The 14,156-nt window shown below is 38.1% G+C and carries 16 protein-coding genes; 12 read left to right on the forward strand and 4 right to left on the reverse strand.

The window, feature by feature from the left end; genetic code table 11:
- Window positions 1-187 precede the first annotated feature (187 nt).
- Window positions 188-898, forward strand: a complete 711-nt coding sequence (sigI, locus tag U9R83_RS06185) for an RNA polymerase sigma factor SigI (protein WP_042992260.1) — start codon at window positions 188-190, stop codon at window positions 896-898.
- A gap of 52 nt (window positions 899-950) precedes the next feature.
- Here the strand turns inward: sigI and U9R83_RS06190 are convergent, their stop codons facing one another.
- From U9R83_RS06190 to phaQ, 3 genes are all read right to left on the reverse strand, one after another.
- Window positions 951-1,148 carry an alpha/beta-type small acid-soluble spore protein gene (locus tag U9R83_RS06190; RefSeq protein WP_014461098.1) on the reverse strand — a complete coding sequence of 66 codons (198 nt, stop codon included), beginning with the start codon at window positions 1,146-1,148 and terminating at the stop codon, window positions 951-953.
- Window positions 1,149-1,291: 143 nt separating this feature from the next.
- On the reverse strand, window positions 1,292-1,804 hold the full coding sequence (gene phaP / locus U9R83_RS06195) for a polyhydroxyalkanoic acid inclusion protein PhaP (RefSeq protein WP_014461097.1): 513 nt from the start codon (window positions 1,802-1,804) through the stop codon (window positions 1,292-1,294).
- Between the two features lie 168 nt (window positions 1,805-1,972).
- Window positions 1,973-2,413, reverse strand: a complete 441-nt coding sequence (gene phaQ / locus U9R83_RS06200; RefSeq protein ID WP_013055935.1) for a poly-beta-hydroxybutyrate-responsive repressor — start codon at window positions 2,411-2,413, stop codon at window positions 1,973-1,975.
- Between the two features lie 392 nt (window positions 2,414-2,805).
- Here phaQ and phaR point away from each other — a divergent pair, with 392 nt between their 5' ends.
- The 7 genes from phaR (at window position 2,806) to U9R83_RS06235 (ending at window position 7,808) form a co-directional block, all read left to right on the forward strand.
- Window positions 2,806-3,405, forward strand: coding sequence for a polyhydroxyalkanoic acid synthase subunit PhaR (gene phaR, locus U9R83_RS06205; protein ID WP_226701072.1), 600 nt, complete (start codon window positions 2,806-2,808; stop codon window positions 3,403-3,405).
- 81 nt (window positions 3,406-3,486) lie between these two features.
- The gene (gene phbB, locus U9R83_RS06210; protein ID WP_014461095.1) at window positions 3,487-4,230 is read left to right on the forward strand and encodes an acetoacetyl-CoA reductase; all 744 of its coding nucleotides are present in this window, start codon (window positions 3,487-3,489) and stop codon (window positions 4,228-4,230) included.
- Between the two features lie 76 nt (window positions 4,231-4,306).
- Window positions 4,307-5,395 (forward strand): class III poly(R)-hydroxyalkanoic acid synthase subunit PhaC, encoded by a 1,089-nt coding sequence (locus U9R83_RS06215; protein ID WP_013055939.1) that lies wholly within the window; start codon window positions 4,307-4,309, stop codon window positions 5,393-5,395.
- A 268-nt stretch (window positions 5,396-5,663) separates the two neighbouring features.
- The gene (locus tag U9R83_RS06220) at window positions 5,664-7,043 is read left to right on the forward strand and encodes a TrkH family potassium uptake protein (protein WP_255256020.1); all 1,380 of its coding nucleotides are present in this window, start codon (window positions 5,664-5,666) and stop codon (window positions 7,041-7,043) included.
- Between the two features lie 47 nt (window positions 7,044-7,090).
- Window positions 7,091-7,309 (forward strand): hypothetical protein, encoded by a 219-nt coding sequence (locus tag U9R83_RS06225; RefSeq protein WP_226701073.1) that lies wholly within the window; start codon window positions 7,091-7,093, stop codon window positions 7,307-7,309.
- Window positions 7,310-7,470: 161 nt separating this feature from the next.
- The gene (locus tag U9R83_RS06230; protein ID WP_328575169.1) at window positions 7,471-7,632 is read left to right on the forward strand and encodes a hypothetical protein; all 162 of its coding nucleotides are present in this window, start codon (window positions 7,471-7,473) and stop codon (window positions 7,630-7,632) included.
- Window positions 7,633-7,634: 2 nt separating this feature from the next.
- Complete coding sequence (locus U9R83_RS06235) at window positions 7,635-7,808, forward strand: hypothetical protein (RefSeq protein WP_014461091.1); 174 nt, start codon at window positions 7,635-7,637, stop codon at window positions 7,806-7,808.
- 27 nt (window positions 7,809-7,835) lie between these two features.
- Here the strand turns inward: U9R83_RS06235 and U9R83_RS06240 are convergent, their stop codons facing one another.
- Window positions 7,836-9,605 (reverse strand): B12-binding domain-containing radical SAM protein, encoded by a 1,770-nt coding sequence (locus tag U9R83_RS06240; protein WP_328575170.1) that lies wholly within the window; start codon window positions 9,603-9,605, stop codon window positions 7,836-7,838.
- A gap of 193 nt (window positions 9,606-9,798) precedes the next feature.
- Here U9R83_RS06240 and U9R83_RS06245 point away from each other — a divergent pair, with 193 nt between their 5' ends.
- From U9R83_RS06245 to U9R83_RS06260, 4 genes are all read left to right on the forward strand, one after another.
- On the forward strand, window positions 9,799-10,518 hold the full coding sequence (locus tag U9R83_RS06245; RefSeq protein ID WP_115653332.1) for a FadR/GntR family transcriptional regulator: 720 nt from the start codon (window positions 9,799-9,801) through the stop codon (window positions 10,516-10,518).
- A gap of 138 nt (window positions 10,519-10,656) precedes the next feature.
- Complete coding sequence (locus U9R83_RS06250) at window positions 10,657-12,177, forward strand: nicotinate phosphoribosyltransferase (protein WP_209368539.1); 1,521 nt, start codon at window positions 10,657-10,659, stop codon at window positions 12,175-12,177.
- A 35-nt stretch (window positions 12,178-12,212) separates the two neighbouring features.
- The gene (gene nadE / locus U9R83_RS06255; RefSeq protein ID WP_045292833.1) at window positions 12,213-13,043 is read left to right on the forward strand and encodes an ammonia-dependent NAD(+) synthetase; all 831 of its coding nucleotides are present in this window, start codon (window positions 12,213-12,215) and stop codon (window positions 13,041-13,043) included.
- 393 nt (window positions 13,044-13,436) lie between these two features.
- Window positions 13,437-14,156, forward strand: coding sequence for a (Fe-S)-binding protein (locus U9R83_RS06260; protein ID WP_042992570.1), 720 nt, complete (start codon window positions 13,437-13,439; stop codon window positions 14,154-14,156).

Here is a 14,156-nt window from a genome sequence, read left to right on the forward strand (position 1 = left end):
CAATGAAGTTTATTTCAGTTCATAAACATATATTTCAAATGTATGTTAATTGGTAAAATTGAGCTATTATGGGTTATAATAAAGAGAAATTAAAAGGAGCAGAGTGCTTCTCAACCCTGTTCGTCATCAAAAGAATGGATATTAACATGGTATAAAGCAACTGAGTATAGTAAAAGAGGTGAAGCCAATGCTCACAAAAGTTCAAACGCCTCCATCGCTTGAAACGCTTGTACTGACGATTCAGCAAGGGGATAAACAATTACATAACGAAATGATTCAACAATATAAACCGTTTATTGCTAAAGTTGTTTCAGCTGTATGTAAACGTTATATAAGTGAAGCTGACGATGAATTTAGCATTGGTCTGATTGCGTTTAATGAAGCCATCGAAAATTACACAATCCAAAAAGGACGATCCCTTCTTGCGTTTGCGGAACTGATTATTAAAAGAAGAGTCATCGACTATATTCGAAAAGAGAAGCGAAACCAAACGCTGCTCTATAACCGGATTGAAAATGAAGATTTTATTCAAGGTAAGATAGAAAGGGATATATCGCTTTCTAACTATAAAAGGCAAAGTGAAACTTCATATATTCAAGAGGAAATGACTTATTTTTGTCAGACGCTAAAATTGTTTAAATTAACTCTTGAAGACATTATTAACACGTCTCCTAAACATAAGGATGCAAGGGGAAATGCTGTGGAAGTTGCATCTTTTATCGTCAATGAAAAAGAATTAAAAGATAAGCTGTTTTTAAAGCGGCAGCTTCCTATTCGCTTGATTGAAAAACATGTTAAAGTGAGCCGAAAAACAATTGAAAGAAACCGTAAATATATTATCGCGATGGTTATTATATTAGCGGGGGACTACGTGTATTTAAAAGACTATATTATGTAAGAAAAAGGCACACGCAGGTGCCTTTTTTTTAGCCATGTTATGAAGTTATGTTTTATTTTTGTGTGCTGCCGTTTAAGTGAGCTTGAGCTTGTTGCACCAAGCGTTTTGTGATTTCTCCGCCTACTGAACCGTTGCTGCGTGCAGCAGTGTCAGAACCTAGAGTTACCCCAAATTCTTGAGCGATTTCGTATTTATATTGATCTAAAAATTGTTCTACTCCTGGTGTTAATAGTTTATTTGTTCTAGCCATGATTAGTCATCTCCTTTTTTAGTTGTACAGCAGTTCACTGCTGTACCTGTATTATTTGCTGTTTACTATTTTGCATACTGGTAATGGTTTGCAAGAAAGTATAAAAAAGCCCAGCTTTCAAAGAAGCTGGGCTTTTTTATATATTATTTTACAACCGCATATTGCTCAAGAGACTGAGCAAATGACTTTTGAAGAGATTTTACTTGTTCTACGTATGCATCAGATACGTGTTGGAATTCTTGGCGCGTTTTCTTTTGCTCTTCTACTAATTGTGTTACTACTTGATGATATTGTTCTTGAGCTTGCTTTACTAAAGAATAGCTTGATTTGCTTTGGTTAAGAGAAAGCTCTTGTAATTTATTTAATGCTTCATGCGTGCGGTTTGTCCATTCTTCATAAGAATCGGCAACAGCGTTTCCAGCTGTTTTACGTAAGTTTTCAACTGTTTTTTGTTGAAGATCTTCTAATTCAGCTTTCCATTGTTTGTCTGTTGCTTGAAGCTGTTCTACTGCTTTTGTTACAAATTCTTGCTGTTGCTCAAGTGCTTTTAACGTCCATTGCTCAATTTGTTTGTTTCCGTCTGCAATGTTTTGTAACCCCTTTGTCCATTGTTCCCACATTGCATCAATTACTGTATCATACTTTACTGTTGACATAATCAAATTCCTCCTTGAATAATTTGGTCTGGCGAACAGTTATTGTAATGAACAAAACGTTAAAGAAGAAATTCGTAGTTGTGTGATAAACCTAACATTCCGCGCTCGCTGGTTGACCGTGAAATTTAACATTATATTAGGAAACGCAGATGTACTGCGTGAATCCCTTTAATCGTTTTCTTCCTCTTTTGATTCTTTTGACTTTTTAGAAGAAGAAGAGCTAAAAGGGAACAACATGTCGGTATACATGTGAAAAAATGAATCTAACATGTTTTGATACTGTTCAAGTGAATTAGCCCACATGCTTAAATATTGTTCACCGGCATCTGTTAATGAATAAATCCGGCGTGCAGGTCCTTCAGCTGACGTATCCCATTGCGATGTAATCAAGTTGTCTTTTTCAAGCTGTCTCAGCGTGCGGTAGACGTTTCCTTGATCAACTGATGTGAATCCAAAGCTCATTAGTTGCTGAATGAGCTTGTAACCATGTAGATTCCAACCTCTTAAACTTAAAAGAAGAAAAGGAACCATCAAGTTTTTTGGTGCACCGCTAATCGATTTTTCTAAGTTGTTTGAATTAGAGGTGTTATCTTTTTCACTTGATCCCAAGGTAATCACCCCTTCGAAAAAAGAGAATTTGTTTTCTATATGTGTAATTTACACCTAGATGAAAAAATTGTCAACACTTTAAAACATGTCTTTCAAATACAGGAAAAAAGAACGATTTTTTGGATTTCGACAAAAAGCGTCAAAAAAATTCAAAAATAAACAAAGATTTAGAATTGTTTATTTTGGGAAACGAATTTATAATAGTACATGTAGGTAATTTTTATAACATTTATAATTTGTTGGTAAGTGAATTGTGAAAAGATTTACATTATCCAATAAATAAACGCAAAATTGGTTGCGTTTACTTAGAGCTTCTAATATGTCGCTTGTCACATTGAGTGTCCATATTGAAAGCCATCACTTTTAACGTACACAAGAAAGGAGATGGAGTTTTGGAACAGCAAAAAGTATTTGATCCGTTTCAAGCATGGAAAGACGTATATGACAAAACCGAATCTTACTGGGGTAAAGTTATTGGGGACAATATGAATCGTGAAGAATTTTCCCAGCTAATGGGAAATGTGCTAAATATGAACCTTCAATATCAACAAGCAGTAAATGAAGTAACGGGGCGCTATCTGCACCAAGTAAATGTACCAACAAAAGAAGATGTAGCAAACGTTGCGTCATTAGTCATCAATGTGGAAGAAAAAGTAGAATTATTAGAAGAGCAATTTGACGATCGTTTCGATGAATTAGAAGCGCAGCAAGAAAGTGCATCCGCTTTGAAAAAAGATGTAACTAAGCTGAAATCTGATGTCAAATCGTTAGACAAAAAACTCGACAAAGTTTTGTCTCTTCTTGAAGGGCAGCAAAAAACACAAGACGAGTTAAAAGAAACTATCCAAAAACAAATTAAAACTCAAGGTGAGCAGCTTCAGGCTCAGCTGTTAGAAAAACAAGAAAAATTAGCTGAAAACCCAAAGGCAGAAGCTAAATCTGAAGCAAAACCATCAAACGCTCAAAAAACTGAGCAGCCAGCTCGCAAGTAAGGTATAGGGGATTTTATAACAACATTAACTGCTGTATTTACAGTAAAAATCATCGCTGAAGAAGCAAGGGGGAAATTTTTCATGACAACATTACAAGGTAAAGTAGCAATCGTAACAGGCGGATCTAAAGGTATCGGGGCAGCAATTACACGTGAGCTTGCTTCTAATGGAGTAAAAGTAGCAGTAAACTATAACAGCAGTAAAGAATCTGCAGAAGCAATTGTAAAAGAAATTAAAGACAACGGCGGAGAAGCTATTGCGGTTCAAGCTGACGTGTCTTATGTAGATCAAGCAAAACACCTAATCGAAGAAACAAAAGCTGCGTTTGGTCAATTAGACATTCTAGTAAACAATGCTGGAATTACGCGCGACCGTTCATTCAAGAAGTTAGGTGAAGAAGATTGGAAAAAAGTAATTGATGTAAACTTACATAGCGTATACAACACAACATCAGCTGCGCTAACGCACCTTTTAGAATCTGAAGGCGGTCGTGTTATCAATATTTCATCAATTATTGGTCAAGCGGGCGGATTTGGTCAAACAAACTACTCAGCTGCTAAAGCAGGTATGCTAGGATTTACTAAATCATTAGCTCTTGAGCTAGCTAAAAGTGGCGTAACGGTTAATGCAATTTGCCCAGGATTTATTGAAACAGAAATGGTAATGGCAATGCCGGAAGAAGTACGTGCAAAAGTTGTAGCAAAAATCCCAACTCGTCGCTTAGGCCACGCTGAAGAAATTGCACGTGGAGTTGTTTACTTAGCAAAAGACGGCGCGTACATTACAGGACAACAGTTAAACATTAACGGCGGCTTATACATGTAATAAATGCTGGCCCTGACTTTTGTCGGGGCTGTGCTTGTTAACTAACTACTAATGAAATGAAAGGGTGTGTATATTCGTGGCAATTCCTTACGTGCAAGAGTGGGAAAAATTAATCAAATCAATGCCAAGTGAATATAAAAGTTCTGCAAGACGTTTTAAGCGTGCATATGAAATTATGACAACAGAAGCGGAACCGGAAGTTGGATTAACACCAAAAGAGGTTATTTGGAAAAAGAATAAGGCAAAATTATATCGCTATACGCCAGTAAAAGATAACCTGCATAAAACACCAATCTTACTCGTATATGCACTGATCAATAAACCGTATATTTTGGATTTAACACCTGGAAACAGCCTTGTTGAATACTTATTAAACCGCGGTTTTGACGTGTATTTGCTTGACTGGGGAACTCCTGGGCTTGAAGACAGCAATATGAAGCTAGATGATTATATTGTAGATTATATTCCAAAAGCGGCGAAAAAGGTGCTTCGCACTTCTAAATCTCCTGATTTGTCTGTTCTTGGTTACTGCATGGGCGGAACTATGACATCTATTTTTGCTGCATTAAATGAAGACTTGCCGATTAAAAACTTAATTTTTATGACAAGTCCATTTGATTTTTCGGATACAGGTTTATACGGAGCATTTTTAGACGATCGCTACTTTAATTTAGATAAAGCAGTAGATACATTCGGAAACATCCCTCCAGAGATGATTGACTTTGGAAACAAGATGTTAAAGCCAATCACGAATTTTTACGGCCCGTATGTAACGTTGGTGGACCGTTCGGAAAATCAGCGTTTTGTCGAAAGCTGGAAGCTAATGCAAAAGTGGGTTGCTGACGGAATCCCATTTGCTGGCGAAGCTTATCGTCAGTGGATTCGTGACTTCTATCAACAAAACAAACTAATCAATGGTGAACTTGAAGTTCGCGGACGCAAAGTAGATTTAAAAAATATTAAAGCTAATATTTTAAACATTGCTGCTAGCCGTGATCATATTGCGATGCCGCATCAAGTGGCAGCTTTAATGGACGCTGTTTCAAGTGAAGATAAAGAGTATAAATTGTTGCAAACAGGTCACGTATCTGTTGTATTTGGTCCAAAAGCAGTGAAGGAAACATATCCTTCAATCGGCGATTGGCTAGAAAAACGCTCTAAATAAAATAAAGACGAGGCTGGGACAAAAGTATTTTAGCCGAAGTGAAAAACGAACCACGAATATCGGTGGTTCGTTTTTTTGTGTAAATAGACAATATTGAGTGCCTGTTCTTTATCTAGGCTGATGGGATGTATGATATCTAATGACAAGTGAGGTGACTTCTTTTATACTAATGTAGTCACCTTCTTGAACATGGGATTTTTTACATAGATATTGAGATCCGTGCAACAATGAGTATGCTTTGGGAAGAAAGAAGAAAACTATTAGTATTATAACAAAAAAGGAATGTCAGATTATGCCGCAACCATGGAAACGACGAGTAAGGCAGATGTCTTCAGCTCAAATTATTGTTACATTTTACATAGTGGCTGTTACGCTTGGATTTCTATTACTTAGTATTCCAGAAGCTTTAAAGCCTGGAGTGAAGTTAGCATTTATTGATCGCTTATTCATTGCCGTTAGTGCGGTAAGTGTAACAGGGCTGACACCTGTCTCTACTCCGGATACATTTAGTACGACAGGCTATTTTTTGCTCGCTTTTATTTTTCAAATCGGTGGTATTGGTGTAATGACACTCAGTACATTTATTTGGATGATTTTGGGTAAAAAAATCGGTTTAAAGGAACGTCAGCTCATTATGACAGACCATAACCAATCCCGCTTATCAGGATTAGTTGACTTGATGAGAAATATTTTATTTATTATTTTTGCCATTGAACTAGTTGGCGCCATTATTTTAGGATTACATTTTCTCCGTTATTATTCGAGTTGGACAGATGCGTTTCTGCATGGTTTCTTTGCTTCTGTCAGCGCTACAACAAATGCTGGCTTCGATATTACAGGATCTTCATTTATTCCGTATGCCCATGATTATTTTGTACAAGTGGTAACCGTTATTTTAATTACGCTTGGAGCGATTGGATTCCCTGTATTAATTGAAATTAAGCACTATTTTTTAACATTTAAAGATAAGCGTAAATTTCAATTTTCGCTATTTACGAAGCTAACGACCATTATGTTTTTTCTGCTGTTAGCAGGAGGAACAATCTTGATTCTTGTGCTAGAGCATTCAGGATTTTTAGCAGATAAGTCTTGGGATGAATCGTTTTTTTATGCGTTTTTCCAATCCGCTGCCACAAGGAGCGGAGGAGTGGCGACCATGAATATTAATGAGTTTTCGCTTCCTACGTTAATTATGATGAGCGCGATGATGTTTATCGGGGCTTCACCGAGCTCAGTAGGGGGAGGAATTCGTACGACGACGTTTGCATTAAATATTCTTTTCCTGTTTTATTACGTAAGAGGAAATAAGACGATTAAAATCTTTCGCCGCGAAATTCATGAAGATGACATTATTAAATCAGTAGCTGTATCGATGTTAGCCGTAATCATTTGCTCGATTTCTCTTCTTATTTTAAGTATTACAGAACATTTTTCTCTCATTGAGCTTATTTTTGAAGTGTGTTCAGCTTTTGGGACAACAGGTTTATCAATGGGAATTACAGGAGGGCTTTCTGATATCGGTAAATGCGTTATTATGATTTTAATGTTCATTGGCCGAATCGGCATGTTTTCATTTATCTTAATGCTTCGCCGTCCAACGTCTGGACCGGATTATCACTATCCGAAAGAACGTATTATTATTGGGTAAAAAAGGCTTGGACAAAGTATGTTAGTTTAAGGAAAATCCGAGCGAGTTTGATTCTTAGTCAAGAATTAAACTCGCTCGGATTTTTTTGTGATGGTGAACATAAGTCTCATGTGTTTAGCTGCTTCCAGCTGTTGATTGGAGGGCAAGGCGAAGACTCCTGCGGGGAAAGCGGAACAGATGAGACCCCGCAGGAGCGTAATCGGCGAGTAGGCTCACCGCCCGCCCGCGGAAAGCGAAGCCTTACACGGAAATCAACAGCGGTGTAACAAGCGGTCCAACTCATTTATCCCATTTGTTCGTCTTTAGATTAAAGTAATTTTGTTATGTTTCAACCGCTTTTTTACAGCTTTTTCTGCTTATATTGCTTAGCAAAAGGCGCATTCTAAGAAAAGGAAGTTCAATGGACTTCCAAGTATAGGAGGGATACATGATGGCAAAGCGTAAAGTAGGGTACAAATCAGGACTAACTAACAACAATACACCAAAAGAGAGCCTTTCAGATGCAGAATTCGCTGCTGAATATGCTGGCGGCGAGGAGCCGGCTAAAGGCGCGAATCGTAATTCTAAAAAAGGAAAGCAAGGTAAGTAACGATGAGCAAACATAAACAAAATAATAAGCACATCGCGAGCACTGAAGCAAAACAAAAACAATTACTGCAAGAAGAGTTTGGAACGGAAATGGGCGATCCGAACGCAGCTAAAATATATGAATCCCTAGGAAAGACAAAGTCTGATAAAGAGCATGAAAAGAAAAAAGAATGTTAAAGAAAAAAACCTCGGATATCCGAGGTTTTAGCTTACAACTGGAAGACCAAATGCTTCTACAGGTGCTGAATAAAGTTTTGTATCATTTGCTTTTTGATCATAATAAGCAAGAAGAACAGACGGTTGTTCATTGATTTGGCCCGTTTGTTTATAATACATATAGTCAAATGGAAGAATCTCTAAAACAGTGTGCTTGTATAATTCTTTTTCAGCAAGCTGTTCAGCTTCAAAAGCCTGTCCCATGATAGAAGGATTAGTAAGCATTTGCTGATAGTAATGAGAGCGGACTTGTTTTTCTACTTTATCGTCCCACCAAGGTTTACGAGGCTTATGCTTTTGGTTTTGTAAATAATCAATTTTCATAAACCCTTCAATTACTTCTTCATTTGAAAAATTCTCTGTTTCAATATACTGTCTAAGGCGTCTGAATAAATCTTCAAGCTGATGACCGATTCGAACCCAGCCCATTTCATCCCAATACGTCCCGAAGTTTTGGAAGAAATCAAAAGGTGTATCATAGCAGTGCTCTACTAAAAACTCGATCGTTTCATCCATTCGGTGGTCATTCCAAAACTTTTCTAAAATATCTTCTACATGTTTAATACGTACGACATCTGAAAATGGCAGGACGTTATTGCTTAAAATTTCATAAGGCGACTGATCCATGTATTGATAATTATAGCGAGGCGCACTTAAGCGTAAGCCGGTGCCGCGAAGCATTTTTAAAAAGCCTAGCTGAAGCTCTTCAGGGCGAAGTGCAAATACATCATTAAACGTATTCTTAAATGAGTTATAATCTTCGTCTGGCAGTCCTGCGATTAAGTCTAAATGCTGGTCGATCTTTCCGCCTTCTTTTACCATTGTTACGGTACGTGTTAATTTTTTAAAGTTTTGTTTGCGTTTGACCAGTTCATTGACAGCATCATTTGTAGATTGAACGCCAATTTCAAAGCGGAATAATCCTTTTGGCGCATTGTCATTTAAGAACTGAATAACTTCTGGGCGCATAATATCGGCAGTAATTTCAAATTGAAATACCGTACCTTCGCGGTGTTCATCAATTAAAAATTGGAACATTTCCATGGCGTAGCTGCGGCTGATGTTGAACGTGCGGTCTACGAACTTAATCGTGCGCGCTCCGTTATCCATCAAATAGCGAATATCTTCTTTTACTTTTTCTCGGTCGAAATAACGAACGCCTACTTCAATAGAAGAGAGACAGAACTGACAGCTAAACGGACAGCCGCGGCTCGTTTCAATATACACAACGCGTTTTGAAAGTTCTTGGCGGTCTTCTTCAAAACGAAAAGGAGAAGGCATTTCGCGCAGATCAATTTTATTGCGCTGCGGGTTAACAACTGGTTTTCCCTCTTTTCGGAAAGCCACGCCGCTTACGTTTTCAAACTGACGAGCGCCGTGAAGTTCGTCTAACAGCTGCTTGAATGTTTCTTCTCCTTCACCGATCGCGATAAAGTCTGCTTCAGGAATACGCTCTAGCCAGTGAGTTACATCATAGGTTACTTCTGGTCCACCGAATATAATGATGAGCTCGGGATTGATCTTTTTAAGCATTTGTGCGACTTTAATCGTTTCTTCAATATTCCAAATGTAACAGCTGAAACCAATAATATCTGGGTTGCGTTTATATAAATCCGTGACAATGTTCATAGCAGGATCTTTAATCGTATATTCGGCCATATCCACTTTATAGTCAGGCTCGGCATAGGCTTTTAAACATCGAAGGGCTAAAGAAGTATGAATATACTTCGCATTCAATGTACTGACAACAATGTTCATTCAAAAAGCTCCTTTTAACTCGTAATATGAAATCAATTTACTATTTTAGCACATTTGAGAAATAAAGTATAAATACCTTGCCACTTTTGTTGTGGAGGGGAAAAGATTTCGGTAAAATGTAACAGAAACGTAAAAGAAGAAAGAGTCTCGGTTAATATGAACCTTGGTGAACGAAAAAAATGAGGTGGAAAACGTGGAATATAAGCGAATTAAGCCAAAAAAAATATACGAAGAAGTAGCCGAAACGCTTCTTGAAAATATAAAAGAAGGCAGTTTAAAGCCTGGAGACCGTTTGGATTCAGTACAGCAGCTGGCGGAAAACTTTCAGGTAGGGCGCTCAGCTATCCGTGAAGCTCTTAGTGCTTTGAGGGCAATGGGGCTGCTGGAGATGAAGCAGGGAGAAGGTACATTTGTACGGGAATTCAACTCAGATATGCTGTCTTTGCCTGTAACTAGCGCTGTATTAATGAATAAAAATGATATTGAACATTTGCTTGAAGTGAGAAAAGTATTAGAAATTGGAGCTGTTCGTGCTGCAGCTCAAAAGAGAACGGATGCGGACCTCAACCAGCTGTCCGATAGTCTAGAACAAATGAAAGGAGCGTTTGGCAATGAAGAGCTGGGAGAGAAAGCAGATTTTGCTTTTCATTTAGCCATTGCCAAAGCCTCGCAAAACCCTCTTTTAGTGAAGCTTATGAATAACGTATCAGAAATGATGATTGAAACGATGAAAGAGACAAGACGCATCTGGCTTTATGCAGAAGAAAAAACGGCTGAACGGATTTATAAAGAGCATCAGCAAATTTATGAGGCTATTTTCTCTCAGCATGCAGAAGATGCTCAGTATTTTATGATGAGTCATCTTGACAATGTTGAACACGTATTAATGAAATACATACCGGAAGAAAAATAGCGCCATTTCAGGTAGAAAAGTGCGCCCTAAACAACAGAAAAACTAAAATTCAAGCACCTTCCGATAATTTATGCTTGCTCTATTGTGAAAAGATTTACATAATAGAAACTAGGATTGTCAAATGGAGGGTTACAAAGTATGAAAAAGCAATATAGAGATGATAGTTTAGCTTTGCATACAGATTTATACGAACTGAATATGGCGCATACGTATTTTAAAGACCACATTCATAAACGTCGTTCTGTGTTTGAAGCTTACTTTCGTCGGATGCCGTTTGAAAGCGGTTATGCGGTGTTTGCAGGGCTAGAAAGAGTAATTGATTTTATTGCTAATTTCAGATTTAGCGAAACGGACTTAGATTATTTATATGAAGAACTGCATTATGAAGCGGAGTTTATCGACTATCTAAAACAGGTTCGATTTAGCGGTAATATTCGTTCGGTCGTAGAAGGCGAAATGATTTTTGCTAATGAACCGATGCTGCAAATTGACGCTCCTTTAGCAGAAGCGCAGCTTATTGAAACACCGCTTTTAAACATTTTAAATTTCCATCCGCTGATTGCAACAAAAGCATCGCGTATTCGCTTGGCGGCGGGAGAAGATAATTTATATGAGCATACGGGTACGAATCAGCTTATGGAATTTGGTTCAAGAAGAGCACATGAGCTGGATGCTGCTTTTTACGGGGCAAGAGCTGCTTATATTGGAGGTTTTGATGCAACCAGTAATGTCAGAGCGGGAAAAGTGTTTGGAATTCCTGTGTCCGGTACTCATGCCCACGCGCTTGTTCAAGTCTATCGCGACGAGTACAGCGCGTTTAAAAAATATGCGGAATCACACCGCAACTGTATCTTTTTAGTAGATACATATAATACGTTAAAGTCAGGTATTCCAAATGCTATTAAAGTAGCAAATGAAATGGGAGATCGGATTAATTTTATCGGTATTCGATTAGACAGCGGAAGACTTCCATATCTTTCTCAAGAGGCAAGAAAAATGCTTGATGAAGCTGGCTATCATGATGTGAAAATTTTCGCTTCGAATGACCTTGATGAGTACAGCATTCTGGATTTGAAAGCGCAAGGTGCCAAAATTGATGGATGGGGAGTTGGAACAAAACTCATGACTTCCTTTGATCAGCCGGCGCTAGGAGCGGTGTACAAGCTGGTTTCGATTGAAGATGATCATGGAAACATGGTGGATACCATTAAGCTGTCAGAAAACCCGGAGAAAATTTCAACTCCCGGCTTAAAAGAAGTATATCGAATTGTAAATCAAGTGAATCACAAATGGGAAGGCGATTATATTACGATGCAAGACGAAGTGCCGAATGAAGAGGAGCATTTAAAAATGTTTCATCCTATTCATACGCACGTCAGCAAGTTTGTCACGAACTTTAACGCACGTAAAATTCACCAGCCAATTTTTGCACAGGGAAAGCTTGTGTATGAGCAGCCTACAATTGAAGAAATGAGAGCCTACTGCTTACAAAACTTAAAGCATCTATGGGATGACTATAAAGTCATTACAAAATCGAACGAAGATGTATTCCGTCCTACAGAGTACCCGGTAGACTTGAGTACAAACTGCTGGGATAACAAAATGCAAAATATCGAAGAGACGAGAAGCAAGTTACTATCTGATACAGTGCTTGTGTAGATTCTATCAGCTAGTAATGAGAGGAGAGTTTTTTTATGAAAGAGCTACAAAAGCAAATTATTGAAGAAATGAACGTACAAAAAGAAATTAATCCCGCGGAAGAAATTCGCCGCAGCGTTGATTTTCTGAAATCCTATATGAACAAATATCCTTTTTTACGTTCGTTTGTACTAGGTATTTCTGGCGGCCAAGATTCTACGTTAACTGGAAAGCTGGCGCAGCTAGCGGTTAATGAGTTGAATGAAGAAGCGGGAGAAGAGCGCTATCAGTTTATTGCTGTTCGTCTTCCATACGGTGTGCAGGCAGATGAAGCAGACTGTCAAGATGCACTTGCTTTTATTCAACCAACAAAATCTATTTCTATTAACGTAAAACCAGCAGTAGATGCTATGCTTTCTGCTGTTGAAGAAGCGGCAGACGATAAAGTTTCCGACTTCAACAAAGGAAATGTAAAAGCACGTGAACGAATGATTGCGCAATATACGGTAGCAGGCATGTACAGTGGAGTCGTACTTGGAACGGATCACTCTGCTGAAGCTGTTACAGGATTTTATACAAAATTCGGCGACGGAGGAGCTGACTTAGTTCCTATCTTCCGTCTGAACAAGCGACAAGGAAAACAAATGCTAAAAGAATTAGGCTGTCCCGAGCATCTATATATGAAAAAACCAACGGCTGATTTGGAAGAAGATCGTCCACAGCTTCCGGATGAAGAAGCGCTTGGCGTAACGTACGAGCAAATCGATGATTATTTAGAAGGCAAAGATGTAGGTGAACATGCAAGTAACGTCATTGAAGGTCACTTCTTAAAAACGCAGCATAAACGCCAATTGCCAATCACAGTATTTGATGATTTTTGGAAATAAATAAGTAAGAAGCTAAGACAAACGTAGTTTAGTTGAAGGGAAGATCCGAACGATGAAGATTCTTGATGGAGAATCTTCATCGTTCGGATTTTTTTAATGATATGGCAAACGTAGGTTTCACGTGTTTCGTTTCTTCTAGCAGTTGCCCGGAAATCAACCGCGGTCTAACAAGTAATCCACATTAAATCATTTATCCAAATTGTTCATCTTTAGATTGAAATGATGTAGTTATGTCTCAATTTCCTATTTTTTATGAAAAAAAGATAGCAAACAAAGAAAGGTATTTTTGAAAAACTAGTGAAATTAGAAAAACATAGGAGTATAATAGCATTAAGTCATCTGATGACCTGTTAACTAAAAGAAGTAAAATGATCAGCTTGGAGGGAGCAAATGATGAAAGTATCTTTATTTGCGACATGTTTGATTGATATGTTTCAAACAAATGTAGGAAAAGCGACGGTAGAATTGTTAGAACGACTAGGATGCGAAGTGGATTTTCCAAAGAGTCAAGTTTGCTGCGGACAACCTGCATATAACAGCGGTTACGTAAAAGAATCAAAAGAAGCGATGAAAAACATGATAAAAGCGTTTGAGCATGCAGAGTACGTTGTATCTCCATCCGGCTCGTGTGTGACAATGTTCAAAGAGTATCCCCATCTTTTTAAAGGTGATGCTGCATGGTATGAACCGGCCGTGAAGCTTGCTAATAAAACGTATGAGCTAACGGATTTTATTGTAAACGTTTTAAAAGTTGAAGACGTAGGCGCCAGCTTAAATGGGAAAGCCACTTATCATTCTTCTTGTCATATGACGCGTTTGCTAAACGTAAAAAAAGAACCTTTTACACTATTAAACAATGTAAAGGGTCTTGAAATGGAGAACCTTGAAAACAGTCATAACTGCTGTGGATTCGGCGGGACGTTTTCGGTTAAAATGGGGCAAATCTCTGAACAAATGGTCGATGAAAAAGTGGGCTGTATAGCTAAGACAAACGCAGAGTACTTAATTGGAGCCGACTGCGGCTGTCTTATGAATATTGGAGGCAGAATTGAACGAAAAGGACAGCCTGTAAAAGTGATGCATATCGCTGAAGTGTTAAATAGCAGAATGTAA

Source organism: Priestia sp. LL-8, assembly GCF_036227845.1.
In the GTDB taxonomy this organism is placed as follows: Bacteria; Bacillota; Bacilli; order Bacillales; family Bacillaceae_H; genus Priestia; species Priestia zanthoxyli.